The sequence below is a fragment of the Paraburkholderia yinzeri genome, assembly GCF_046581065.1.
GTDB lineage: Bacteria > Pseudomonadota > Gammaproteobacteria > Burkholderiales > Burkholderiaceae > Paraburkholderia.
Window position 1 is genome coordinate 2,634,373 of record NZ_JBFOCJ010000001.1, and the last position, 21,506, is coordinate 2,655,878.

19 protein-coding genes are annotated in these 21,506 nt (G+C 65.6%); 5 read left to right on the top strand and 14 right to left on the bottom strand.

Annotated elements, in window-relative coordinates:
* Window positions 1-19: 19 nt before the first annotated feature.
* Entirely contained in the window at window positions 20-193 is a 174-nt protein-coding gene (locus WJ542_RS12580; protein ID WP_411189605.1) for a hypothetical protein, read from the bottom strand.
* Window positions 194-315: 122 nt separating this feature from the next.
* On the opposite strand from WJ542_RS12580, the gene WJ542_RS12585 reads away from it, so the two are divergent.
* Entirely contained in the window at window positions 316-1,734 is a 1,419-nt protein-coding gene (locus WJ542_RS12585) for a methyl-accepting chemotaxis protein (RefSeq protein WP_411189606.1), read from the top strand.
* A gap of 96 nt (window positions 1,735-1,830) precedes the next feature.
* On the opposite strand, the gene WJ542_RS12590 is transcribed toward WJ542_RS12585, so the two are convergent.
* The 4 genes from WJ542_RS12590 to WJ542_RS12605 form a co-directional block, all read right to left on the bottom strand.
* Entirely contained in the window at window positions 1,831-2,649 is an 819-nt protein-coding gene (locus WJ542_RS12590) for an ABC transporter permease subunit (RefSeq protein ID WP_411189607.1), read from the bottom strand.
* Window positions 2,646-3,578, bottom strand: a complete 933-nt coding sequence (locus tag WJ542_RS12595; RefSeq protein WP_411189608.1) for an ABC transporter permease subunit — start codon at window positions 3,576-3,578, stop codon at window positions 2,646-2,648. Before WJ542_RS12595 ends, WJ542_RS12590 begins: the two co-directional genes overlap by 4 nt.
* On the bottom strand, window positions 3,575-4,735 hold the full coding sequence (locus WJ542_RS12600; RefSeq protein ID WP_411189609.1) for an ABC transporter ATP-binding protein: 1,161 nt from the start codon (window positions 4,733-4,735) through the stop codon (window positions 3,575-3,577). The genes WJ542_RS12595 and WJ542_RS12600 overlap by 4 nt, the downstream gene beginning before the upstream one ends.
* 102 nt (window positions 4,736-4,837) lie before the next feature.
* Window positions 4,838-5,938 (bottom strand): polyamine ABC transporter substrate-binding protein, encoded by a 1,101-nt coding sequence (locus tag WJ542_RS12605; protein ID WP_411189610.1) that lies wholly within the window; start codon window positions 5,936-5,938, stop codon window positions 4,838-4,840.
* A gap of 452 nt (window positions 5,939-6,390) precedes the next feature.
* Between WJ542_RS12605 and WJ542_RS12610 the strand changes: the two genes are divergently transcribed.
* Complete coding sequence (locus WJ542_RS12610) at window positions 6,391-6,600, top strand: DUF1289 domain-containing protein (RefSeq protein WP_411189611.1); 210 nt, start codon at window positions 6,391-6,393, stop codon at window positions 6,598-6,600.
* Between the two features lie 133 nt (window positions 6,601-6,733).
* Here WJ542_RS12610 and WJ542_RS12615 read toward each other — a convergent pair whose 3' ends face one another.
* Window positions 6,734-7,924 (bottom strand): NAD(P)H-dependent flavin oxidoreductase, encoded by a 1,191-nt coding sequence (locus tag WJ542_RS12615; protein ID WP_411189612.1) that lies wholly within the window; start codon window positions 7,922-7,924, stop codon window positions 6,734-6,736.
* Between the two features lie 167 nt (window positions 7,925-8,091).
* Window positions 8,092-9,525: an aldehyde dehydrogenase family protein gene (locus WJ542_RS12620; protein ID WP_411189613.1), complete on the bottom strand. Its 1,434-nt coding sequence runs from the start codon at window positions 9,523-9,525 to the stop codon at window positions 8,092-8,094.
* A 230-nt stretch (window positions 9,526-9,755) separates the two neighbouring features.
* Here WJ542_RS12620 and WJ542_RS12625 point away from each other — a divergent pair, with 230 nt between their 5' ends.
* Window positions 9,756-10,496 carry a PA3715 family protein gene (locus WJ542_RS12625; protein WP_411189614.1) on the top strand — a complete coding sequence of 247 codons (741 nt, stop codon included), beginning with the start codon at window positions 9,756-9,758 and terminating at the stop codon, window positions 10,494-10,496.
* A gap of 86 nt (window positions 10,497-10,582) precedes the next feature.
* Here WJ542_RS12625 and WJ542_RS12630 read toward each other — a convergent pair whose 3' ends face one another.
* The gene (locus tag WJ542_RS12630; RefSeq protein WP_411189615.1) at window positions 10,583-12,175 is read right to left on the bottom strand and encodes an ABC-F family ATPase; all 1,593 of its coding nucleotides are present in this window, start codon (window positions 12,173-12,175) and stop codon (window positions 10,583-10,585) included.
* Window positions 12,176-12,384: 209 nt separating this feature from the next.
* On the bottom strand, window positions 12,385-13,290 hold the full coding sequence (locus WJ542_RS12635; protein ID WP_411189616.1) for an NAD(P)-dependent oxidoreductase: 906 nt from the start codon (window positions 13,288-13,290) through the stop codon (window positions 12,385-12,387).
* 122 nt (window positions 13,291-13,412) lie between these two features.
* On the opposite strand from WJ542_RS12635, the gene WJ542_RS12640 reads away from it, so the two are divergent.
* On the top strand, window positions 13,413-13,622 hold the full coding sequence (locus tag WJ542_RS12640) for a dodecin (RefSeq protein ID WP_027793744.1): 210 nt from the start codon (window positions 13,413-13,415) through the stop codon (window positions 13,620-13,622).
* Between the two features lie 116 nt (window positions 13,623-13,738).
* Here WJ542_RS12640 and WJ542_RS12645 read toward each other — a convergent pair whose 3' ends face one another.
* From WJ542_RS12645 to WJ542_RS12660, 4 genes are all read right to left on the bottom strand, one after another.
* Entirely contained in the window at window positions 13,739-14,824 is a 1,086-nt protein-coding gene (locus WJ542_RS12645; RefSeq protein WP_411189617.1) for a BMP family ABC transporter substrate-binding protein, read from the bottom strand.
* Between the two features lie 48 nt (window positions 14,825-14,872).
* Window positions 14,873-15,802 carry an ABC transporter permease gene (locus tag WJ542_RS12650; RefSeq protein ID WP_411189618.1) on the bottom strand — a complete coding sequence of 310 codons (930 nt, stop codon included), beginning with the start codon at window positions 15,800-15,802 and terminating at the stop codon, window positions 14,873-14,875.
* A 30-nt stretch (window positions 15,803-15,832) separates the two neighbouring features.
* Window positions 15,833-16,939: an ABC transporter permease gene (locus WJ542_RS12655; RefSeq protein ID WP_411189619.1), complete on the bottom strand. Its 1,107-nt coding sequence runs from the start codon at window positions 16,937-16,939 to the stop codon at window positions 15,833-15,835.
* A 62-nt stretch (window positions 16,940-17,001) separates the two neighbouring features.
* Window positions 17,002-18,645, bottom strand: coding sequence for an ABC transporter ATP-binding protein (locus tag WJ542_RS12660; protein ID WP_411189620.1), 1,644 nt, complete (start codon window positions 18,643-18,645; stop codon window positions 17,002-17,004).
* 270 nt (window positions 18,646-18,915) lie between these two features.
* Between WJ542_RS12660 and WJ542_RS12665 the strand changes: the two genes are divergently transcribed.
* On the top strand, window positions 18,916-19,848 hold the full coding sequence (locus tag WJ542_RS12665) for a LysR substrate-binding domain-containing protein (protein ID WP_411189621.1): 933 nt from the start codon (window positions 18,916-18,918) through the stop codon (window positions 19,846-19,848).
* 75 nt (window positions 19,849-19,923) lie between these two features.
* Here WJ542_RS12665 and WJ542_RS12670 read toward each other — a convergent pair whose 3' ends face one another.
* Window positions 19,924-21,330 (bottom strand): 8-oxoguanine deaminase, encoded by a 1,407-nt coding sequence (locus WJ542_RS12670; RefSeq protein WP_411189622.1) that lies wholly within the window; start codon window positions 21,328-21,330, stop codon window positions 19,924-19,926.
* Window positions 21,331-21,506 lie beyond the last annotated feature (176 nt).

Below are 21,506 nucleotides of genomic sequence, written 5' to 3' on the forward strand. Positions count from 1 at the left end.
CAGTCAGGCATCCCCATCACTATCCGCCCCCAAGCAGCCTCAACAGCCCCCATAAAAACCGGCACACCATCAAAATCAGTTCCCACAGCAGCACCAGTTGCTGCCAGAGCGACGCGACGGCGCCCTCGCCCAGCATGCGTTCGATCATCAGACTCCCACGGCGGGCCTCGGGCGGCCCGCGTTCCTCGATCATAGCGTCCGTCACCGGCACGCGCTCAAGTCCAAACATTACTGGCCGTTAATCATCACGGAGAGCCCGGCGTTCGCACAGCAGACCGGGCCCGAGCGATCAGGGTGATCGAAAGGAGACATTCGATGTCACGTTTGCGGTTTCGTCTGCGCGGTGCAAACCGGGCGGGCAAGTCAGCCGGTATCATCGGCGATATCGCGGCGCATGCAGGCCGCCTCGGCATGGAAATCTGCGACGTGTCCGGCCACGTCGACGAAGTCGCAGCCCGCGTCCAGCATCAGGCGGCCGTCTGCCACGCGCTGCGCGAGTCGGCCGCGCATACGCTGGCCGGCAATCACCAGATCGCCGCCGCGGCCCGCGCGATGCGCGAGGTCAGCACCGGCACGGCGGCCACCGTGCAGTCTTCCCAGCAGACCATCGACGCGTCGCTTGCCGACATCCACGGTCTCGTGGAGGGCGTCACCATCATCGAGAGCCAGATCGGCGCGCTCAAGACTGCCCTCGCGCACGTCTCGAAGGTTTCGGAAGAAATCTCGCTGATCGCGCGCCAGACCCAACTGCTCGCCCTGAATGCCGCCATCGAGGCTGCGCGCGCGGGAGAATCGGGCAAGAGCTTCGCTGTCGTGGCTTCCGAAGTGAAAAATCTCTCCGCGAAAACGGCGCAAGCCACCGGACAGATCGAACAGACGCTAGCGCAGCTCACGCAGCAAACCGAGCGGCTCATCGTCGAAGGCGCAGCGAACACCGAGCGCGCGCATCGCGTACGTTCAGGTACGCACACGATCGGTGAAGCCGTGCGAAGCACTGGCGCAGCGATCACGCAGCTCGACGACCACGCCGGTCAGATCGCCCAGTTGACCGGCGAGATCGAGGCGAAATGCGACGGACTCGAGGCGCAGGTGCAACAGATGGCGGACGGCGTGGAAGATTCGAGCCGCAATTTCGCCCAGGCGAAGGATCAGTTGGGGCGCCTGCTCGACGTCTCGGAAACGCTGATCGAGCTGAGCGCCGAAACCGGCGTCGAGACCGAAGACACGCGCTTCATCACGGCCGTGCAGCGTGCGGCCTCGCAGGTCGGCAAGCTGTTCGAGTCGGCCCTCGCGCGCGGCGACATCGGCGAAGCCGACCTCTTCGACAGCACCTATGTGCCCGTGCCGAATACCAGCCCGCAGCAGCACGTCACGCGCTTTGCGGCCTTCACCGACCGCGTACTGCCGGCGCTCATCGAGCCGTTGCTCGCCTTCGACGAGCGCGTGGCGTTTTGCGTGGCGATCGATCCACGCGGCTACATCCCGACGCACAACCGCAAGTTCTCCCAGCCGCAGGGCAACGACCCCGTCTGGAACGCCGCCCATTGCCGCAACCGGCGTATTTTCAGCGACCGCGCCGGGGTGGGCGCCGGCTCGCATACCAAGCCGTTTCTCTTGCAAACCTACCGCCGCGACATGGGCGGCGGCCAGTTTGCGCTGATGAAGGACGCCTCCGCCCCGATCTTCGTCAACGGCCGGCATTGGGGCGGCTTCCGCATGGGCTATCGGCTCTGAGGCGGATGCGGGGCGTTTTTCGCGGCAACGAAAGAAAACGGCGCGCGGCAGAACCTGCCCGCGCGCCGTTTCGCGGCACCGGAGAAGCGCCGATGCTCAGACGGCCATCGCCATGCGCTTGCGCTCGGCGCGCTGCATGAAGTAGTTGCCGAAAATCACACCGATCGTCACGACCGCGATGAACAGCGTGGCGAGGGCGTTCATCTCCGGATTCAGGCCAAGCCGCACGCGCGAGAACACCACGAGCGGCAGCGTCGTCGAGCCGGGGCCCGAGAGGAAGGCCGAGAGCACGAGGTCGTCGATCGAGAGCGTGAACGAGAGCAGCCAGCCGGCGGCGAGCGCCTGCGAGATCAGCGGCAGCGTGATGGCGAAGAACACCTTGAGCGGCGTCGCGCCGAGATCGAGCGCAGCCTCTTCGAGCGAGGGATTGAGATCCTTCACGCGCGACTGCACGATGATCGCGACGTACGAGATACACAACATCACGTGGCCGATCCAGATCGTGAACACGCCGCGTCCGGCCGGCCAGCCGAGAAGCTTGCCCATTTCCACGAAGAGCAGCAGGAGCGAGATGCCCTGGATCACCTCGGGAATCACGAGCGGCGCGTTGATCATGCCCGTGTACAGCGTGAAACCGCGAAAGCGCCCCATGCGCGCGAGCACATAGCCCGCCCACGTGCCGATCGCGACCGAGGCGAACGCCGTCATCAAACCGATCTTGAGCGAGAGCCACGCGGCCGTGATGAGCTCGTCGTCGGACAGCAGCGCCTGATACCACTTCGTCGAGAAGCGCGTCCAGACCGTCACGAGCTGCGACTCGTTGAACGAGTAGACGACCAGGCTGATGATCGGGATGTAGAGGAACGCAAAGCCGATCCCCAGCGCGATGCACTGCAGAATGCGATTGGGTTTCATCGGCCGCGGCCCTCCAGTTCCTTGGCCTGGTAGTGCTGGAACAGCGCCATCGGCACGAGCAGCAGCAGCACCATCGCACAGGTCACGGCAGAGGCCATCGGCCAGTCGGCGTTGTCGAAGAACTCGTTCCACATGACGCGGCCGATCATCAGCGTGTTCGCGCCGCCCAGCAATTCCGGAATCACGTACTCGCCCACCGCCGGGATGAACACGAGCAGACAGCCCGCGATCACGCCGTTCTTCGAAAGCGGCAGCGTGATCTCGAGGAACGCGCGCCACGGTTTCGCGCCGAGGTCGTAGGCGGCTTCGAGCAGCGTCAGGTCCATCTTCACGAGGTGCGCATAGAGCGGCATCACGAGGAACGGCAGATACGAATAGACCATGCCGATATAAACGGCCGTGTTCGTGTGATAGAGCTCGATGGGCGTATGGATGAGCCCGACCGACATCAGGAAATTATTGAGCAGTCCGTTGTTCTTGAGAATGCCGATCCAGGCGTACACGCGAATCAGGAACGAGGTCCAGAACGGCAGCATCACGCCCATCATGAGGATGTTGCGCGTGGCCGGATTCGAGCGCGCGATGTAATACGCCATCGGATAGCCGATCAGCAGGCACAGCAGCGTCGAAATCGCCGCCACGACCACCGAGTTCACATAGGTCGCGAAGTACAGGCTGTCCTGGAACAGGAACGCGTAGTGCGACAGGTCGAGCGCGACGTGCAGCACGCCGTCGGCAAACGACGTGAGTTCCGTATAGGGCGGAATGCCGAGCTGCTGGTCCGCGAAGCTGATCTTCACGACCAAGATGAACGGCACGAGGAAGAACAGCACGAGCCAGAAGAACGGCCCCGCCACGACGGCTGTGCTGCCGGTCAGATTGAAGCGCCTGACCGGCCAGCTCGCAATTTTCCTGAGCGCCGCGTTCATGACGTCAGCACCACGCCGGCCGACGCGCTCCAGCGCACATACACTTCGTCGCCCCACCCCGGCGACTCGATTTCGGAGATCGCGAGGCTCGATACGTTCGCGACCACGGTCTTGCCCGAGTCGAGCTTGACGTGATAGAGCGAGTAGCCGCCCATGTACGCGACGTTCATGATCACGCCGTGGCCCCAGTTGAACGCGCCCTCGGGCGGCTTGCGCGTGAGCGCGATGCGCTCGGGCCGCACCGAAATCGTGACGGGCATGCCGAGCGGCCCGCTGATGCCATGGCTCACGTAGAGACGCGTGGAGAGGTCCGACGACTCGACATAGACGTGATCCGGTTCGTCCTCGACGACGTTGCCGTCGAACAGATTGGTCGAGCCGATGAACTCCGCCGAGAAGCGCGTGTTCGGATACTCGTACACCTCGTTCGGCGTGCCGAGCTGGATGATCTCGCCCTCGCTCATCACGGCGAGTCGCCCCGCCATCGTCATCGCCTCTTCCTGGTCGTGCGTGACCATGATGCAGGTGACGCCGACCTTGTCGAGAATGTTGACGAGTTCGATCTGCGTGCGCTGGCGAATCTGCTTGTCGAGCGCCGACATCGGTTCGTCGAGCAGGAGCAGCTTCGGGCGCTTGACGAGCGAGCGCGCGAGCGCGACCCGCTGCTGCTGGCCGCCCGAGAGCTGATGCGGCTTGCGCTTCGCATAGCGCGACATCTGCACGAGTTCGAGCGCCGTGGCCACGCGCTCCTGCAGTTCGGCCTTCTTCACGCCTTCCTGGCGCAGCCCGAAGCCGACGTTCGACTCGACCGTCATGTGCGGGAACAGCGCGTAGGACTGGAACATCATGTTGACCGGCCGGCGATACGGCGGCAACGCGGCGAGGTCCTCGCCATCGATCAGGATCTTGCCCGACGTGACGGTTTCGAGGCCGGCCAGCATGCGCAGCAGCGTGGACTTGCCGCAGCCCGAGCTGCCGAGCAGCGCGAACAGCTCGCCCTTCTTGACCGACAGGTTGACGCCCTTGACGGCCGCCGTTTCGCCGAACTTCTTGACGACGTCGATCACCTGCACGAAGTTGTCTGCGGCGGCGGTCGACGCGGAAAAGCCCGAAGGCGGCACGCCGGTGGTTGCCGGTGCGCTCGACTGGTCACTCATGATTCTCTCTGCCCTGCCTGGTCGATGGACGGGGTTGACGAACAAAGCCCCCGGCAACCTGCCGAGGGCTCGGGGTAACGCATCAGTCCTGCGCCGCCTGCTTTAGCGGCCCGACTTGAACTCGGTCCACAGGCGCGTCTGCAGGCGCTGAATCTCAGGCGGCAGCGGCTTGAGCAGGAACAGCGTCTTCAGGACCTCGGGCGGCGGATAGACCGCCGGGTCGTTCGCGATGTCCTTGCTCACGTATTTGCGCGCTTCCGCATTGGCACTCGGGTAATAGACGGCATTCGTGATCGCCGCGTGTACCTGCGGCGTTTCGATGTAGTTGATCCACTCGAGGGCCGCTTCCTTGTCCGGCGCGTCCTTCGGGATCGCCATCACGTCGAACCAGATCGGCGCGCCGCCCTTCGGAATGTAGTACTCGATCTGGTACGGCTTCTTCGCGTCCATCGCGCGGTGCTTGGCGATCACGACGTCGCCCGACCAGCCGTAGGCGAAGCAGATGTCGCCGCCCGCGAGGTCGTTGATATAGCCCGACGAGTTGAACTGCGTGATGTACGGACGGATCTTCTTCATCATCGCGAGCGCGGCGCGATAGTCGTCCGGGTTCGTCGACATCGGATCCTTGCCGATATAGTGCAGCGCGGCCGCGAACATCTGGTCCGGCGCGTCGAGCACCGAGACGCCGCAGGTTTTCAGCTTCGAGAGGTACTCGGGCTTGAAGAGGATGTCCCAGTTGTCGAGCGGCACGTTCTTGCCGAGCAGTTGCTGCGCCTTCGTCACGTTGTACGCGAGGCCGGTCGTGCCGTACGCCCAGGGCACCACGAACTTGTTGCCCGGATCCGCGCCGGCGATCAGCGACATCAGTTGCGGATCGAGATATTTGAGGTTGGGGAGCTTCGACTTGTCGAGCGGCGCGAAGATGCCGGCGGCAATCTGCTTGCCCGCATAGTTGCTGGTCGGCACGACGATGTCGTAGCCCGAGTTGCCCGCGAGGAGCTTGGCCTGCAGCGTGTCGTCGCTGTCGTAGTTGTCGTACTTGACCTTGATGCCGGTCTGCTTCGTGAAGTTCGGAATCGTGTCGGAGGCGATGTAATCGGACCAGTTGTAGACGTTCAGTTGCGTGTCTTTCGCCACCGACGCCACCCACGGCGCCGCGCAAAGCACCAGCGCGGCCAGTCGTGCCACCACCTTTTTCTTCATTCCGTTCTCCGTCCTCGCCGGTCCCTGCCGGCCGCCTGCTTCGTGTCATGCCGCACGTGGGGCGGCTCCCCTAAGCTTCCCGAAACCTACCACCAATCATGTCGGACGACAAAAAAAACGCCAGCCTGTCGCACAAACGGGACAGGCCGGGCCGATGTTGTCCGATGACAAATCGCGCGCAATTTTAGCCGGTTCTGCGCGCGTGTCTACCAAAAAAACCGTGCGTGCTGTTTCCGTGCGACGCCTGCCGCCACAAGCCGCCGCCGGGCGGCCGGGGCGAGTGTCCGGGCGCCGGATCGATGCGCGCCGGATCGTTTTCCCTGACAAAACCTTACAACGTCTGCGGAGGTCTGTCGGAACGACGGGATGGGCTGTCGGATGGGATAACATAGCGAGGTTTTTTATCCGCGGACGGCGCGATTGGCTGCCGCTCGCGCCCCAAGGCTCCATCGATGGCATCCAATCTCCACGACCTCCCCGACAGCCCGTGCATCGGTGTGTGCTCGACCCTCTTCGACGAAGTCTGCAAAGGCTGCGGACGCACGGCCATGGAAGTCTCCAACTGGGTCTTCCTGACCGACGAGGAAAAGCGCGCGGTCTGGACGCGCATCGAGCGCGAAGGCACCGCCATGCGCTTCCACAAGGACCCGGACCGGGCCTGATTTCCTTGCGCCATAAAGAAGAACGCCGGCTCGCGACGAACCGGCGTCTTCCGGATTGACCCTACAACTCAAACCACTGTTTATCAGACCGGCGAATTGCCGATCCGGCGTTCCATCGCGACGTTGCTGCCCGTCAACTCAGGGCAAAAGCCGCCCGGTGCGCAACCGCCGGCCGCGCCACGCCGGTCAGAAGCAGTTCCAGAAGATCCCTTACGCTGCGGATCGCGTTCCCAAACGGTAACGCTTCACGGCCGCGAAAGAAGAGCCCATTCGCAATATCGCCGCGCAAAGCCGCGGCAAGACGCGTATCGATACAGAAGTGCCCGAATTTTTCGATGCCGTCGCGCAAGCCGCACACGGACAAGCATTCGAGCCCCGTGGGGCATGCCAGCTTGAGCGAGCCGATCTTCGCGCGCACGCGCGACTCGTTGCGCAGGTAGCGCTGGAGCCACGGTGTCGTCACCGCGCGCGCGGGCAAGCCCGTTACGCTCACGAATTCGACGATGTCCTCGGGTTTCGCATCCGCGAGCACGCGCTTGAAGTCGGGATGCGCGTCGCCCTCTTCCGTCACGGCGAACGGCGTGCCCACCTGGACACCGTTCGCGCCGGCCTCGAGCCACCTGCGCACGGCCTCGTGGCTATTCACGCCGCCCGCCACGATCAGCGGCACGTCTGCCCGGCCGATGCCGAGCGACGCGTACACGCCTTCGAGTTCGGCGAAGATAGCCTCGAACGAAAAGCGCTCGCTGCCCATGTCGCCGATGTCGGTCACCCCCAGGTGGCCGCCCGCATGCGCCGGATGCTCGATGACGATGGCATCGGGCAGGCGGCCTTTCTTCATCCACTTCTTGAGCACGAGCGCGACGCCGCGCGCGTCGGACAGGATCGGGACCAGCGCGATATCGACGCCCTGCGTGAGGTCCGGCAGATCGAGAGGCAGGCCGGCGCCCATCACGATCGCATCGGCGCCCTGCTCGCAGGCGACGCGGACGTAGTCCGCGTGGGCGCTGACCGCTTTCATGACATTGACCGCAATCATGCCGTTACCGCCGCTCAGCTTGCGCGCCGCGGCGATCTCGCGGGCCAGCGCGGTGAGGTTCGCGCGCGCGAGCGTATCGTGGTCGGGATGGGCCCGGCAGGCTTCGATCAGATCGGCGTGATGGTGGCGCAGATCGATGCTGGCGATGGTGCCGAGCGCGCCTTCGCGGGCGACGCTGCCCGCAAGGCGATGCGCCGAGATGCCGACCCCCATGCCGCCCTGTACGACAGGCAAAAGCCGGCGGCCTCGAATCGTGAGTGGCGCGAACGAATGAGCTGGAAACATGGTGACCTGCGTTGTTGGTTACAAACCATCAATAGTCGCGCGCCGCCGACAGACGAGCTTGCGCCATATCAATAAAAAATGCGGTCATCCGCCAAGGTGACCGCATTCATGACATCAATCAACGCACCGCGCGAAACTATTTGCGGCGCCGCCAAAATCTGCTGGACTCAGGCTTTCAGTGCCTTGAACTGCATCGACTTGTATTCGAGATATTCTTCGAGCCCGTACACGCCATTTTCGCGGCCGTGTCCCGACTGCTTGAAGCCGCCAAACGGCGCCGCCATGTTCCACGTGCCGCCGTTGATGTCGATCTGACCGGTGCGAATGCGCCGCGCCACGCGCATGGCGCGCTCGTCGCTGCCCGCCCAGACCGCGCCGCCGAGTCCGTAGAGCGAATCGTTGGCGATGGCCACGGCGTCGTCTTCGTTCTTTGCCGTGAGGATCGTAAGCACCGGTCCGAAAATTTCCTCCTGCGCGATGGCCGCGTCGCGCGGCACGCGACCGAACACGGTGGGCTTCACGAAGAAGCCCTTCGTCACTCCATCGGGCAAGCCCGTGCCGCCCGTTACGAGGTCGGCGCCGTCGTCGATGCCGCGCTCGATGTAGTGCTGCACGCGCTCCTGCTGGACCTTCGAGGCGAGCGGGCCGAGCTTCGCCTTCTCGTCGCGCGGATCGCCCACGGTGTAGGCCTCGACGGCTTCTTTCGCAAGCGCGCGCGCTTCCTCGTAGCGCGACTCGGGCACGATCATGCGCGTGTGCGCCGAGCAGGTTTGCCCCGAATTCAGGAAGCACGCGCCCACGGTACCCTTCACCGCCGCCGCGAGGTCGGCGTCGTCGAGCACGACCGAGGCCGACTTGCCGCCCAATTCGAGCGCCACGCGCTTGACCGTCGCAGAAGCCACCTCGGAGACGCGCTTGCCCGCGCGCGTCGAGCCCGTGAACGAAACCATGTCGACCTGCGGGTGGCGCGCCATCAGCTCGCCGACCACCGGGCCGTAGCCGGTCACGAGGTTGAACACCCCGGCGGGCAGGCCCGCTTCGTCGATCGCTTCGGCAAGCACGAAAGCATTGAGCGGCGCGATCTCGGACGGCTTGAGCACGACGGTGCAGCCAGCGGCGAGCGCGGCCGCGACCTTGAGCGTGATCTGGTTGAGCGGATAGTTCCACGGCGTGATGGCCGCGACCACGCCCACCGGCTCGCGCACGACGAGCGAGTTGCCCACGCGCTCCTCGTACTGGAACTCGCTTGCGAGCTTCGCGTAAGCACCCCAGTTATAGACGGGGCCGCCCACCTGGATCGCACGCGCGAGCTTGAGCGGCATGCCCACTTCGCCTGCGATGAGTTGCGCGAGCTGGTCGGTGCGGGCTTTGAGGTTGTCGGCGATCTTTTGCAGAATCGCGCCGCGCTCCACGGCGGGCGTTGCGGCCCAGCCGTCGAAGGCGGCGCGCGCGGCCGCGATGGCGGCTTCGGCATCGGCTTCGTCGCCTTCGGGAATGCGGCCCATGACGGCCTCGGTGCCCGAATCGTAAACGTCGATCGTGCCCTTGCCGTGCGGCGCGACCCATTGGCCGTTGATATAGAGCTGGTCGAACTGGTTCATGCGTGTGTCTCCTGTCTGTCGACGGCGGCTTGCGCTTTGGCGCTTACTGCCGTCTCATGCAACGCTCCGTGTCGGGGCGTCCTGGCGTCAATCTTCGCGACTTGCGACCCGGACGCGGCGGTCCCACATTCTAGCGTGGTTGACGCATACGGAAGGTATTGCGCAGATTCGAATGCCCGTTCTGGTCGCACCCTTATACTGACGCCCTCAGTCACCCACTTTCGAGCTTCATGAAACGCACCCTGTTCTGCCTCGTTGCTGGCCTTGCGCCGCTGTTCGCCCACGCCGGCTGCGAGAACAACCTCCAGAAGTGGACCGCGCAACTGCATCCGGGCCGCACGCTCGATGCGGATCACGCAGCGTGCAAGGTCTGGCCCGCCAATGAGGCGCTGACGATCGCAGCATTGCCGTTGCCGCAGAAAGACAACAGCGACGACGAAGGCACCGACGACCTCGAAGTCCTGGTCGCCGACACGGCAACAGGCGCGATCGTCGCGCATCAGTTCCAGCAGTCGGCAATTTCCTATGACGCCGTTCGATTTTCCGGTCTGGCGCTCGACACGGCGCGCTATCAACTTACGCCGCAGAACCGCGCATTCGGTGTGCGCGTGACGCACGAAGGCCCATCGCGCATCGCTCCGTTCGAGCAAACGGCACTGAGTCTGTACGTGGTCGACGGTCAAAGCCTGCGTACGGTCCTCGATCGTCTGATCGTGGAAAACTCGGGCGGCGATTGGGACGGCAACTGCGCCGGCACGTTCAACAATACGACGCGCACACTCGACCTCGGTCCCGCAGGCAAAGAAGGCTACGCGGCGCTGAAGGGCACGGAGAAGTCCTCCGATACCGTCAACACGGTCCGCAACGGCGATTGCAAGGACGACACGAAGGCGGCAAAACGCACGAGCTTCACGCTGGAGTACCGCAATGGCAAATACGACCTGCCCAAGGACATGCAGTACACCGACTGAACGTCCCGCGCCGCGCTCCAAAAAAAACGGGCGACGCTTGATGCGTCGCCCCGTTTTCATTTCACGCTTCGATCAGAGATCGGAACTCAATGCAGCCCCTGGCTCGCAAGGAAGTCCTCGTAGTTGCCGCTGTAATCGTTGATCTTGCCGTCGGTCTTGACCTCGATGATGCGATTGGCCAGGCCGTTCACGAACTCGCGGTCGTGCGACACGAAAACCAGCGTGCCTTCGAATTTTTCGAGCGCGATCTGCAGCGACTCGATCGATTCCATGTCCATGTGGTTGGTCGGCTCGTCCATCAGCAGCACGTTGTGGCGGCCCAGCATCAGCTTGCCCCAGATCATGCGGCCCTTCTCGCCCCCCGAAAGCACCTTCACCGATTTCTTGATGTCGTCGGCATTGAAGAGCAGACGGCCCAGCGTGCCGCGCACGGACTGTTCGTCGTCGCCTTCCTGACGGTACTGGTCGATCCAGTCCATCAGCGTGACGTCGGCCGGAAACTCTTCGTACGTATCCTGCGGCATGTAGCCGATGTTCGCGTTTTCTGCCCACTTCACCGTGCCGTTATCGACCGCGAGGTTGCCGAGCAGCGAGCGCAGCAGCGTCGTCTTGCCCGCGCCGTTCTCGCCGATGATCGCGATGCGCTCGCCCGGCTGCACGCTGAGGCTGAACTTGTTGAAGATGCGGCGCTCGTACGTTTTCGTGATCTCTTCCGCCACCACGACGATGTTGTGCAGCTTCTTCTCGAACTCGAAACGGATGAACGGGTTCTGGCGCGACGAGGGCTTGAATTCCTCGATCTTGATCTTGTCGATCATCTTCAGACGGCTGGTGGCCTGGCGCGCCTTCGACTTGTTCGCCGAGAAGCGGCGCACGAAGTCCTGCAGGTCGGCCACGCGCTCCTTCGCCTTCGCGTTCGCCGCGGCCTGGCGCTCGCGCGCCTGCGCCGAAGCGAGCATGTAGTCGTCGTAGTTGCCCGGGTAGACCTTCAGCGTGCCGTAGTCCATGTCCGCCATGTGCGTGCAGACCTGGTTCAGGAAGTGTCGATCGTGGGAAATGATGATCATGGTCGAGTTGTACTCGTTCAGAACATCTTCCAGCCAGCGGATCGAGTTGATGTCGAGGTTGTTGGTCGGCTCGTCGAGCAGCAGCACGTCCGGCTTCGAGAATAGCGCCTGCGCGAGCAGCACGCGCAGCTTCCAGCCCGGCGCCACGGCGCTCATCGAGCCTTGATGGAATTCCGTGCCGATGCCGATGCCGAGCAGCAGCTCGCCCGCCCGCGCCTCGGCCGTATAGCCGTCGTACTCGGCGAACTTCGTCTCCAGCTCGGCGGCATGCATGTAGTCGTCGTCGGTCGCCTCGGGGTTCGCGTAGATCGCGTCGCGTTCGGTCATCGCGGCCCACATTTCGGTGTGGCCCATCATGACGACGTCGAGCACGCGCACGTCTTCATACGCGAACTGGTCCTGGCGCAGCTTGCCCAGACGCACGTTCGGCTCCAGGATGACGTTGCCCGAGCTCTGCTCGAGGTCGCTGCCCAGGATCTTCATGAACGTGGACTTGCCGCAACCGTTCGCGCCGATCAGGCCATAGCGGTTGCCTTCGCCGAATTTGACCGAGATGTTCTCGAACAAGGGCTTCGGCCCGAATTGCATGGTGATGTTGGCGGTAGAGAGCACAGCGCGTCCCGGAAAGTAGAGCGAGAAAAACCTGTAATTTTATCAGGTTATGTCAGTTCGCGGGCGAGTGCCAGCCGGCGCGGGAGCACGGCCGGCGGCGGCTCGGAGCGTGGCCCGGGGTCGGATCGCGTCCGGCCGCTCGTGCCCCTCGCCCGTCACTGCGGCATGCTGCCCCCTTCGGGGGTGGGGCCAGCCTAAGCGCTAAAGCGCTAAGGCTGGCCGACACGTGGCGTCTGCAACACGTCGATGAAACCCGAGAAGTCGGCCTCCCCGAGCCCCATTGCCGCGCTGAGCCGCAGGAGTTGCTGGACCGTGCCGGAAACCGGCATCGGTGTGCCGGTTTGCTGGGCAGCGGCGGCCACCGTATCCACGTCCTTCTGGAACGTCTTCAGCGCGCCGATCGGTGCGAGCCCGTCCTGCGTCATGCGCGGCACGAAGGTACGCAGCAGGACCGAGTCGGCCCAGCCGCCCGCGAGCGCCTCGGGCAGCTTCGCGGCGTCGATGCCGCTGCGCCGCGCGAGGCTCACGGCCTCGGCAATGGCGGCCACCGTCGCCGTGACGATCGCCTGATTGCAAAGCTTGGTCGTCTGGCCCGTGCCCACGGCGCCCATGTGGGTCACGCGCGCCGCGTAGGCGGCGAGGATCGGCGCCACGGCCGCGACGTCGGCCTCCGCGCCGCCCGCCATGATCGCGAGGGTGCCGGCCTGGGCACCGCCCACGCCGCCGGAAACCGGCGCGTCGACCCAGCCCACGCCGAGCGCCGCCGCCCGCGCCGCAAGCGCGCGCGTGGCCTCCGGCGGAATGCTCGAATGATCGACGATGCGGCGCACACGCGGGCGCCCGGCCGGGCCAGCGCGCTCGTCGAGCAGCCCGCCCGGGCCGAACACCACGGATTCGACCGCCGCGGCGTCGGCCACGCACAGCAGCACGACGTCGGCGACCTGCGCCATCTCGCGCGGCGTGGCCGCGACCCGCGCGCCGTCGGCAGCCAGCGCCTCGGCCTTCGCGGGCGTCCGGTTCCAGACCCGCACCGCGTGGCCCGCGCGCAGCAGATGGCGGATCATCGGCGCGCCCATCAGCCCCGGTCCGCAAAATCCCAGTTCCTGCCTGTCCATCGTTTCGCTGTCTCCTCTGCTTCGCTGGCCGCTTGCCTGCGCGCCGGAGCGCCATGATACCGGCCCGCGATTGCCTATACTCGACTGATACCCACCTTAACCCGCCGCGAGGAGACACCGCGATGAACGACCACGTCTACAAGCAGATCGAACTCACCGGATCGTCCACGGAATCGAGCGACGACGCCGTTCGTTGCGCGATCGCGCGCGCCTCGAAGACGCTGCGCCACCTGCACTGGTTCGAGGTGACGGAGACGCGCGGCCTCATCGAGGACGACAAGATCACGCGCTGGCAGGTCACGATCAAGGTGGGGCTGCGCATCGACGATTGATGCACGTCGCGCCCGGCTGCCCTCGCACGACAGACATCCGCCCGATACAGACAAAGCGGCCGCGCAAGCCCGAAGGCTTTGCGCGGCCGCGCGGTGCCTGCCGACGTCCGCAGAACTTACTTCGGCAGCGAACCGTCCACGCCTTCCACGTACCAGTTCAGGCGTTGCAATTCCGGGTCGGTCAGCGCCTTGCCGGCCGGCACCTTGACGGCGCCCGTCTGGTCCTTGATCGGGCCCGTGAAGACATCCCACTTGCCGCTTGCGATCGCCTCGCGCTTCGCGGCGACGGCCTTCACGGCGTCGGCGGAGAGTTCGGTCGTGTTCACATCGCCCAGATCGACAGCCTTCTGCGGAATGCCCCACCACACCGGGTCGTTCTTCCACTTGCCGTCCAGCACCTGCTGGATCGCGGCCACGTAGTACACGCCCCAGTTGCCCTCCACCGAGCCCAGATGCGCATGCGGACCGAATTTCGCCATGTTCGAGTCCCAGCCGAACGCGTGGACGTGCTTCTCTTCAGCCGTCGCGAGCGTCGCGCTCGAATCGGTGTTCTGCAGCAGCACGTCGGCGCCCTGGCCGATCAGCGTCTCGGCCGCCTGCTTCTCCTTGCCCGGATCGAACCAACTGTTGATCCAGATGACCTTCGTGTGGACCTTCGGATTCACCGAGCGCGCGCCGAGCGTATACGCGTTGATGTTGCGCACCACCTCGGGAATCGGCACCGAAGCCACGAAGCCGAGCGTGTTCGTCTTCGTCGCATAGCCGGCCGCGACGCCCGCGAGATAGGCGCCCTGGTACATACGCACGTCATAGGTGCCGAAGTTCGGCGCCTTCTTGTAGCCCGTCGCGTGCAGGAACACGGTGTCGGGGAAGTCCTTCGCCACCTTCAGCTCGAAGTCCTGATAGCCGAAGCTCGAACCGAAGATGATCTTGTTGCCCTTGCTCGCCAGATCGCGGAACACGCGCTCGGAGTCGGCCGACTCGGGCACGTTCTCGATACGCGTGATCTTGATCTTGTCGCCGAACTTCGCCTCGGCCATCTTGGAGCCCTGATCGTGCGCGTAGGTCCAGCCGGCATCGCCCGGATTGCCGAGATAGACGAACGCGACGCCCGGCACGTCGGCGGCCTGCGCCGGCGCGACGAGCGTCGCCGTGGCGCACGCGGCGGCGACGGCAAAGGCGGTCAGGATGGTTTTTTGCATCGTGGATCTCCTGTCGTGGATGGGAAAACTAGGGTTATGCGGCCCCGCCTAGGCGGCCCCGAAGAACGGCTTGCCGAGCGAAGCCGGCGCATTGAGCCGGATCGTGTTCGGATTGCGAGAAATAAGCACGAGCACGACGATGGTCGCCACGTACGGCAGCATCGCGAGAAACTGCGTCGGCACCGGCACGCCCACGGCCTGCGCATAGAACTGCAGGCCCGTGACCGCGCCGAACAGCAGCGCGCCGATCAGCAGGCGTCCCGGCCGCCACGTCGCGAACACGACGAGCGCGAGTGCGATCCAGCCGCGGCCGGCCGTGATCTGCTCTTGCCAGAGGTGCAGTTGCACGATCGAGTAGTAGCCGCCGGCGAGCCCCGACATGGCGCCGCCGAAGAGCGTCGCGCCGTAGCGCACGCCGATCACCGGAAAACCCACCGAGTGGGCGACCTGCGGCGACTCGCCGACCGAGCGCAGCACGAGCCCCGCGCGCGTGCGATAGAGGAACCAGCCGACGACGGCAAACATGAGGAATGCGAGGTAATCGACGGGCGTGTTGCTGAAGAGCGCGGGACCGAGCACGGGCAGATGCGAGAGCCCGGGAATCGGCCATGCGGCGATGGTCGCCGCATTGGCGGCCGAACTATAAGGTTTGCCGACATACGCCGAGAGCCCGACGCCGAAGATCGTGAGCGAGAGCCCGGTGGCGACCTGGTTCGCGAGCATCGTCAGCGTGAGAAAGCCGAAGAGCAGCGCCATCGCCATGCCCGCCGCGATCCCGGCGATAAGACCGAGCCACGGATTGCCCGTGATCGTCGTAACGGCGTAGCCGGAAACGGCGCCCATCAGCATCATCCCCTCTACGCCGAGGTTGAGCACACCCGACTTTTCGGTGACGAGTTCGCCCACGCCCGCGAACATGAGCGGGATGGCGGCGGTGACGGCGCTCGATGCGAGCGAACTGGCTTGCTGGATATCCATGTTGTTTTGCTTGAATCCGGAAATCGGGAGTCAGTGGCCCGCCGCGACCGCATGACGGCGGCGCACGCGGTAGTTCACGAAGAGATCGGCGCCGAGCAGGCAGAACAGCAGCAGCCCCTGGAACACGCCCGAAAGCGCCTGCGGCAACTGCAACGAAGTCTGCACCGCCTCGCCGCCGAGATAGAGCAGCGCCATCAGGAGGCTGGCCAGCGCGATACCCAGCGGATGCAGGCGCCCGACGAACGCCACGATGATGGCCGTGAAGCCGTAGCCCGGCGACCACGTTGCCTGGAGCTGGCCGATCGGGCCCGCGATCTCGCCCATGCCAGCCAGTCCCGCGAGACCGCCGGAGAGCAGGAGCGAGATCCAGATCGTCTTCTTCTCCGAGAAGCCGGCATAGCGTGCGGCGAGCGGCGCGAGCCCGCCCACGTTCATGCGGTAGCCCGCGAAGCTGCGGCGCATGAAGAGCCAGACGAGCGGAATGGCCACGAGCGTGAGGAAGATCGACGCGTTCAGGCGCGTGCCGCGCAGCCAGTGGATGCGCCAGTCGCCGCCGAAGGTCGGATAGAGCGCGTCGCCGCTGAACATCTCCGAAAGCGGAAAGTTCATGCCGTTCGGATCGCGCCACGGGCCGCTCACGAGCCAGATCAGGAGCTGCGTGGCGACGTAGGTGAGCATCAGGCTCGTGAGGATTTCATTCGTGTTGAAGCGGCTCTTGAGCCAGGCGGGAATCGCGGCCCAGGCCATGCCGCCCAGCACGCCGGCGAGCATCATGAGGAACAGGATCCACCAGCCCGTGGACTGGTCGAAGTAGATCGCCACGCCGCTCGCCGCAATGCCGCCCAGCACCATCTGCCCTTCCGCGCCGATGTTCCAGATGTTCGCGCGGTAGCCGGCCGCGAGGCCGAGCGCAATGAGGCACAGCGGCGAGGCCTTGAGCAGCAGTTCGGACCAGCCGTTGACGCTCGACAGCGGCTCGATGAAGAAGGCGACCATGGCCTGCACGGGATCGCGCCCGACGAGGCCGAAGATCAGGAAGCCGATCGCGAGCGTGAGCAGCGCGGCGATCAGCGGCACGGCAATGCGCACCGTGCGGGACGGCGCCGTTCGGGCTTCGAGTCGGTACGGAAAAATCATGATGGTGGGGTCGATCCGGGTAGCGTGGTTCGGGGTTGCCGATATGCGACGAGCCGCGCGCGTCAGGCGTGGGCCGCGGGTCCTGGCGCGGCCTCGGGCGGCGGCCCGCCGCCGCCTGCTTGAGCCGCGCGTTCGCCGAAGAGCCCCGCCATCCAGCGCCCGATCTCCTCGGCATTGGTCTCGCCGGTGAGCCGCGCGGGCGAGAGCCGCCCGCCCGCGAGCACCGCGATGCGGTCGCAGATGTCGAAGAGTTCTTCCAGTTCCTCGGAGATCACGAGGATCGCCACGCCGCGCGCCGAAAGATCGAGGAGCTGCTGCCGGATGAAGGCAGCCGCGCCGACGTCCACGCCCCATGTGGGCTGAGCGACCACGAGCAGCTTCGGCGCCTGCAGGATCTCGCGGCCGACGATGAACTTCTGCAGATTCCCGCCCGAGAGGCTTTGGGCAAGCGCGTCGGGACCGCCGCAGCGCACGTCGAACGCGCCGATGCAGCGCTCGGCGAACGCTCGCATCGCGCCCGTCTTGAGCCACCCGGAACGCACCATGCCCTCGCGATACGCAGTGAGCAAGGCGTTCTCCGAGAGCGACATGGCCGGCACCGCGCCGCGCCCCAGACGCTCCTCGGGCACGAACGCGAAGCCGAGCGCACGCCGCGCGGCTGCGGAGAGCCGGCCCGCGGGCTTGCCGCAAATCGTCACGGCGTCGGCGGCCACGCCGTGGCGCGCGGTCTGCGCCTCGCCCGAGAGCGCGGCGAGCAGCTCCGCCTGGCCGTTGCCCGACACGCCCGCAATGCCGAAGATCTCGCCCGCATGCACGCCGAACGACACATCGGTCAGCGAGGTGCCGAACGGATCGTCGCTCGGCATCGAGAGATGCTTCACGTCCAGCAGCACTTCGCCCGGCTGATGCGTGCGGCGCGTGTAGTCGGGCAACTCGTGTCCCACCATCAGTCGCGCAAGCGACGCATGGGTCTCTTCGCGCGGCGTCACATTGCCCGTCACCTTGCCACCGCGCAACACCGTGGCCGTGTCGCAGAGCTCCTGGATTTCGTCGAGCTTGTGGCTGATGTACAGAATGCTGCAACCCTCCGCCGCGAGCCGGCGCAGCGTGCCGAACAGCTTGCGCACGGCCTGCGGCGTGAGCACCGAGGTCGGCTCGTCCATGATCAGGAGGCGCGGGTTCTGCAGCAGGCAGCGCACGATCTCCACGCGCTGGCGTTCGCCCACCGTGAGGCTGTGGACGTGACGCTGCGGGTCGACGTCGAGTCCGTATTGCGCCGAGACCTCGCGGATGCGCTTGCCGAGCGTCTTCAGGTCGAACGGCTCGTCGAGCGAGAGCGCGATGTTTTCGCCGACCGTCAGCGTCTCGAAGAGCGAGAAGTGCTGGAACACCATGCCGATGCCGAGCTTGCGCGCGGCCGCCGGGCTCGCGATCTCGACGAGTTGCCCTTCCCAGCGGATCTCGCCGGCGTCCGGGCGCACCGCGCCGTAGACGATCTTCATGAGCGTGCTCTTGCCCGCGCCATTCTCGCCAAGCAGCGCGTGAATCTCGCCGGGCGCGACCGTGAGCGTGACGTCGTCGTTGGCGCGCACGGCCGGGTACTGCTTCGTGATGCCCGAGAGCGCGAGACGCGGCACCGGCGTGCCCGCGCCCGCCGTTTGCCCCGTGCTGTGCCGCGCAGTTTGCCCAGTAGAAGATTCGCCCATCGAGGTTCCGTCGTAGTACGTTATGGGTGTTACGTGTTCCGCATTCGTGCCAGGCACTGCGGACCTGCCTTGTTGCACCGCATCAGCGGCACTGCGCGGGGTGACGATAACCCGTAAGCCGCGCGTGAGTCGAGCCGCCAAAAATCCGTCTGAGCCGCGCCACACGGCGCTTCTCGGGAAAGCCTCCCTTGACGGCCCCCTCAGTTCATATTAAAAACCATATACCCACAAAGCCCGACGATCAGCCAGAACATATAATCCGGAGAGTTCATGAGTCAGCAACGCGAGGCGATCGACACGTATCTATTGCGCGTCTTGCACACCCTCTTGATGGAGCGCAGCGTCACGCGCGCAGCCGTCAAGCTCAATCAGTCGCAGCCCGCGATCAGCGCGGCGCTGCGCCGCCTGCGCGACATCACCGGCGACCCGCTGCTGGTGCGCGGCAAGTCCGGCATGGTGCCCACCGAATACGGGCTGCGCCTGCTCGAACCGGTGCAGAACGCGCTGCGCGAAATCGAGCGCATCCGCTTCCAGCAGCACAATTTCGATCCCGCGACGTCGATCCGCTGCTACCGCATCGGCTGCCCCGACTACCTGAACGTCCTGTTCGTGCCGACCGTGGTGGAGCGCTTCCGCCAGGCCGCGCCCAACGCGACGCTCGAATTCCACTCGCTCGGCCCCGCCTTCGACTATGAACTCGCGCTCGAAGAAGGCAAGCTCGACATCGTCATCGGCAACTGGCCCGAGCCGCCCGAGCAGTTGCACCTCTCGAACCTGTTCGTCGACCAGATCGTCTGCCTGATGAACAGCACGCACCCGTTCGCCAAGCGCGGCGGGCTCACGCTCGACCAGTACCTGAACGCGCCGCACCTGGCGCCCACGCCCTACTCGGTCGGCCAGCGCGGCGCCATCGACGTCCATCTCGCGCGCGAGCGCCTCAAGCGCCACGTGGTCGTCACGCTGCCGTACTTCAATCTGGCGCCCTACGTGCTCGTCAAGTCGGACCTCGTGTTCACGACCACGCGCCTCTTCGCCGATCACTACGCGCGCTTCCTGCCGCTCACGGTCGTCCCCGCGCCGCTCGATTTCCCGCCGATGCAGTACTACCAGTTGTGGCACGAACGCTGTCATTACTCCGACGAAGTACGCTGGTTGCGCAGCCTCGTCGCCGAAGCGACGAAGACGCTGATCGACAAACCCTGACCTTCGCGCGGCCGGGCAGCCACGCCGCCCGCCGCCTGCTTTTTTGCGGCCCGGCTGTGCGGCCCGGCTTTAGGCCTACCGTGCCGACTGAACGAGCTGCGCCGCGAGCCAGTTGTGCCGCTCGATGACGGGTCCGAGTTCGACCGTCTGCAGCATGCCCTCCTTCACGACGACCCGCCCGCCGATCACCGAAAGCGCGACCTGCGACGGCGCGCAGAACACGAGCGCCGCCACGGGATCGTGCAGCGCGCCGGCGAACTGCGGCTGGCGCAGGTCGAACGCGACAAAGTCCGCCGCCATGCCCGGTGCCAGCGCGCCGATATCGTCGCGGCCGAGCACCTGGGCGCCGCCTAGCGTCGCGATTTCGAGCGCTTCGCGCGCCGTCATCGCATCGGGCCCGAAGCCCACGCGCGCGAGCAGCATCGCCTGGCGGGCCTCCGCCATCATCTGCGCGCCGTCGTTCGACGCCGAGCCGTCCACGCCGAGCCCCACCGGCACGCCGGCGAGCCGCATCTTCCTGACGGGCGCGATGCCCGAAGCGAGCCGCATGTTCGAGCACGGGCAATGCGCGACGCCCGTGCCGGTGCGCCCGAAGAGGCCGATGCCGTGCTCGTCGAGCTGCACGCAGTGCGCGTGCCAGACGTCGCGGCCCACCCAGCCCAAATCCTCGGCATACTCGGCCGGTGTCATGCCGAACTTCTCGCGGCTGTAGGCAATGTCGTTGACGTTCTCCGCGAGATGCGTGTGCAGGGAAACGCCGTAGTGGCGCGCCAGCGTCGCCGATTCGCGCATCAGGTCGCGGCTCACCGAGAACGGCGAGCACGGCGCCACCACGACGCGCAGCATCGCGTAGCGGCCCTCGTCGTGATACGTCTCGATGAGGCGCTGGGTGTCGGCCAGAATCGCGTCCTCGGTCTCGACGACCGAATCGGGCGGCAGGCCGCCGTCCTTCTGGCCGACGCTCATGCTGCCGCGGCTCGCGTGAAAACGCATGCCGATCTGCTGCGCGGCGCGGATGCTGTCGTCGAGACGGCTGCCGTTCGGATAGATGTAGAGGTGATCGCTCGAAGTCGTGCAGCCCGAAAGCAGTAGTTCGGCCATGGCCGTGAGCGTCGAGACCTCGATCATCTCGGGCGTGAGGTTCGCCCAGACCTTGTAGAGATTCGTGAGCCAGCCGAAAAGCTCGGCGTCCTGCGCGGCGGGCACGGCGCGCGTGAGGCTCTGGTACATGTGGTGGTGCGTGTTGACGAGTCCCGGCATCACGAGATGCCCGCTCAGGTCGAGCACTTCGTCGGCGGTGGCGGGCAGTTCGTCCGCCGCGCCGACCGCGACGATCCGGTTGTCCTCCACGTAGAGGCCGCCGCCGCGGATCTCGCGCCGCGCGCCATCCATCGTCACCAGCACATCGGCGTTCCTGACCAGCAGCGTCCTGCCGCGGCTTTTCTCGAGTGTGCGTTCCATCGTGTCTGTTCGCTCCGTCATTCGTACGTATCCGTGCCGCGGTGCAAGTTCTGCCCGCGGCATGTGAATCAGACGTCCGTGCCGCACACGCCAGCGATTCCGGGTGCCCGGGTGCCGACGCGTCCCGAACATGGACGCCGCTGGCCCGGTTACCCGGCATCATCGCCGTCTTCGGGACGCGCAGCACGCGCTGCGCA

Bases quoted from the DNA above. Each gene is read 5' to 3' on its own strand.
- WJ542_RS12580 (WP_411189605.1), bottom strand. From the start codon at position 193: ATGATCGAGGAACGCGGGCCGCCCGAGGCCCGCCGTGGGAGTCTGATG.
- WJ542_RS12585 (WP_411189606.1), top strand. From the start codon at position 316: ATGTCACGTTTGCGGTTTCGTCTGCGCGGTGCAAACCGGGCGGGCAAG.
- WJ542_RS12590 (WP_411189607.1), bottom strand. From the start codon at position 2,649: ATGAAACCCAATCGCATTCTGCAGTGCATCGCGCTGGGGATCGGCTTT.
- WJ542_RS12595 (WP_411189608.1), bottom strand. From the start codon at position 3,578: ATGAACGCGGCGCTCAGGAAAATTGCGAGCTGGCCGGTCAGGCGCTTC.
- WJ542_RS12600 (WP_411189609.1), bottom strand. From the start codon at position 4,735: ATGAGTGACCAGTCGAGCGCACCGGCAACCACCGGCGTGCCGCCTTCG.
- WJ542_RS12605 (WP_411189610.1), bottom strand. From the start codon at position 5,938: ATGAAGAAAAAGGTGGTGGCACGACTGGCCGCGCTGGTGCTTTGCGCG.
- WJ542_RS12610 (WP_411189611.1), top strand. From the start codon at position 6,391: ATGGCATCCAATCTCCACGACCTCCCCGACAGCCCGTGCATCGGTGTG.
- WJ542_RS12615 (WP_411189612.1), bottom strand. From the start codon at position 7,924: ATGTTTCCAGCTCATTCGTTCGCGCCACTCACGATTCGAGGCCGCCGG.
- WJ542_RS12620 (WP_411189613.1), bottom strand. From the start codon at position 9,525: ATGAACCAGTTCGACCAGCTCTATATCAACGGCCAATGGGTCGCGCCG.
- WJ542_RS12625 (WP_411189614.1), top strand. From the start codon at position 9,756: ATGAAACGCACCCTGTTCTGCCTCGTTGCTGGCCTTGCGCCGCTGTTC.
- WJ542_RS12635 (WP_411189616.1), bottom strand. From the start codon at position 13,290: ATGGACAGGCAGGAACTGGGATTTTGCGGACCGGGGCTGATGGGCGCG.
- WJ542_RS12640 (WP_027793744.1), top strand. From the start codon at position 13,413: ATGAACGACCACGTCTACAAGCAGATCGAACTCACCGGATCGTCCACG.
- WJ542_RS12645 (WP_411189617.1), bottom strand. From the start codon at position 14,824: ATGCAAAAAACCATCCTGACCGCCTTTGCCGTCGCCGCCGCGTGCGCC.
- WJ542_RS12650 (WP_411189618.1), bottom strand. From the start codon at position 15,802: ATGGATATCCAGCAAGCCAGTTCGCTCGCATCGAGCGCCGTCACCGCC.
- WJ542_RS12655 (WP_411189619.1), bottom strand. From the start codon at position 16,939: ATGATTTTTCCGTACCGACTCGAAGCCCGAACGGCGCCGTCCCGCACG.
- WJ542_RS12660 (WP_411189620.1), bottom strand. From the start codon at position 18,645: ATGGGCGAATCTTCTACTGGGCAAACTGCGCGGCACAGCACGGGGCAA.
- WJ542_RS12665 (WP_411189621.1), top strand. From the start codon at position 18,916: ATGAGTCAGCAACGCGAGGCGATCGACACGTATCTATTGCGCGTCTTG.
- WJ542_RS12670 (WP_411189622.1), bottom strand. From the start codon at position 21,330: ATGACGGAGCGAACAGACACGATGGAACGCACACTCGAGAAAAGCCGC.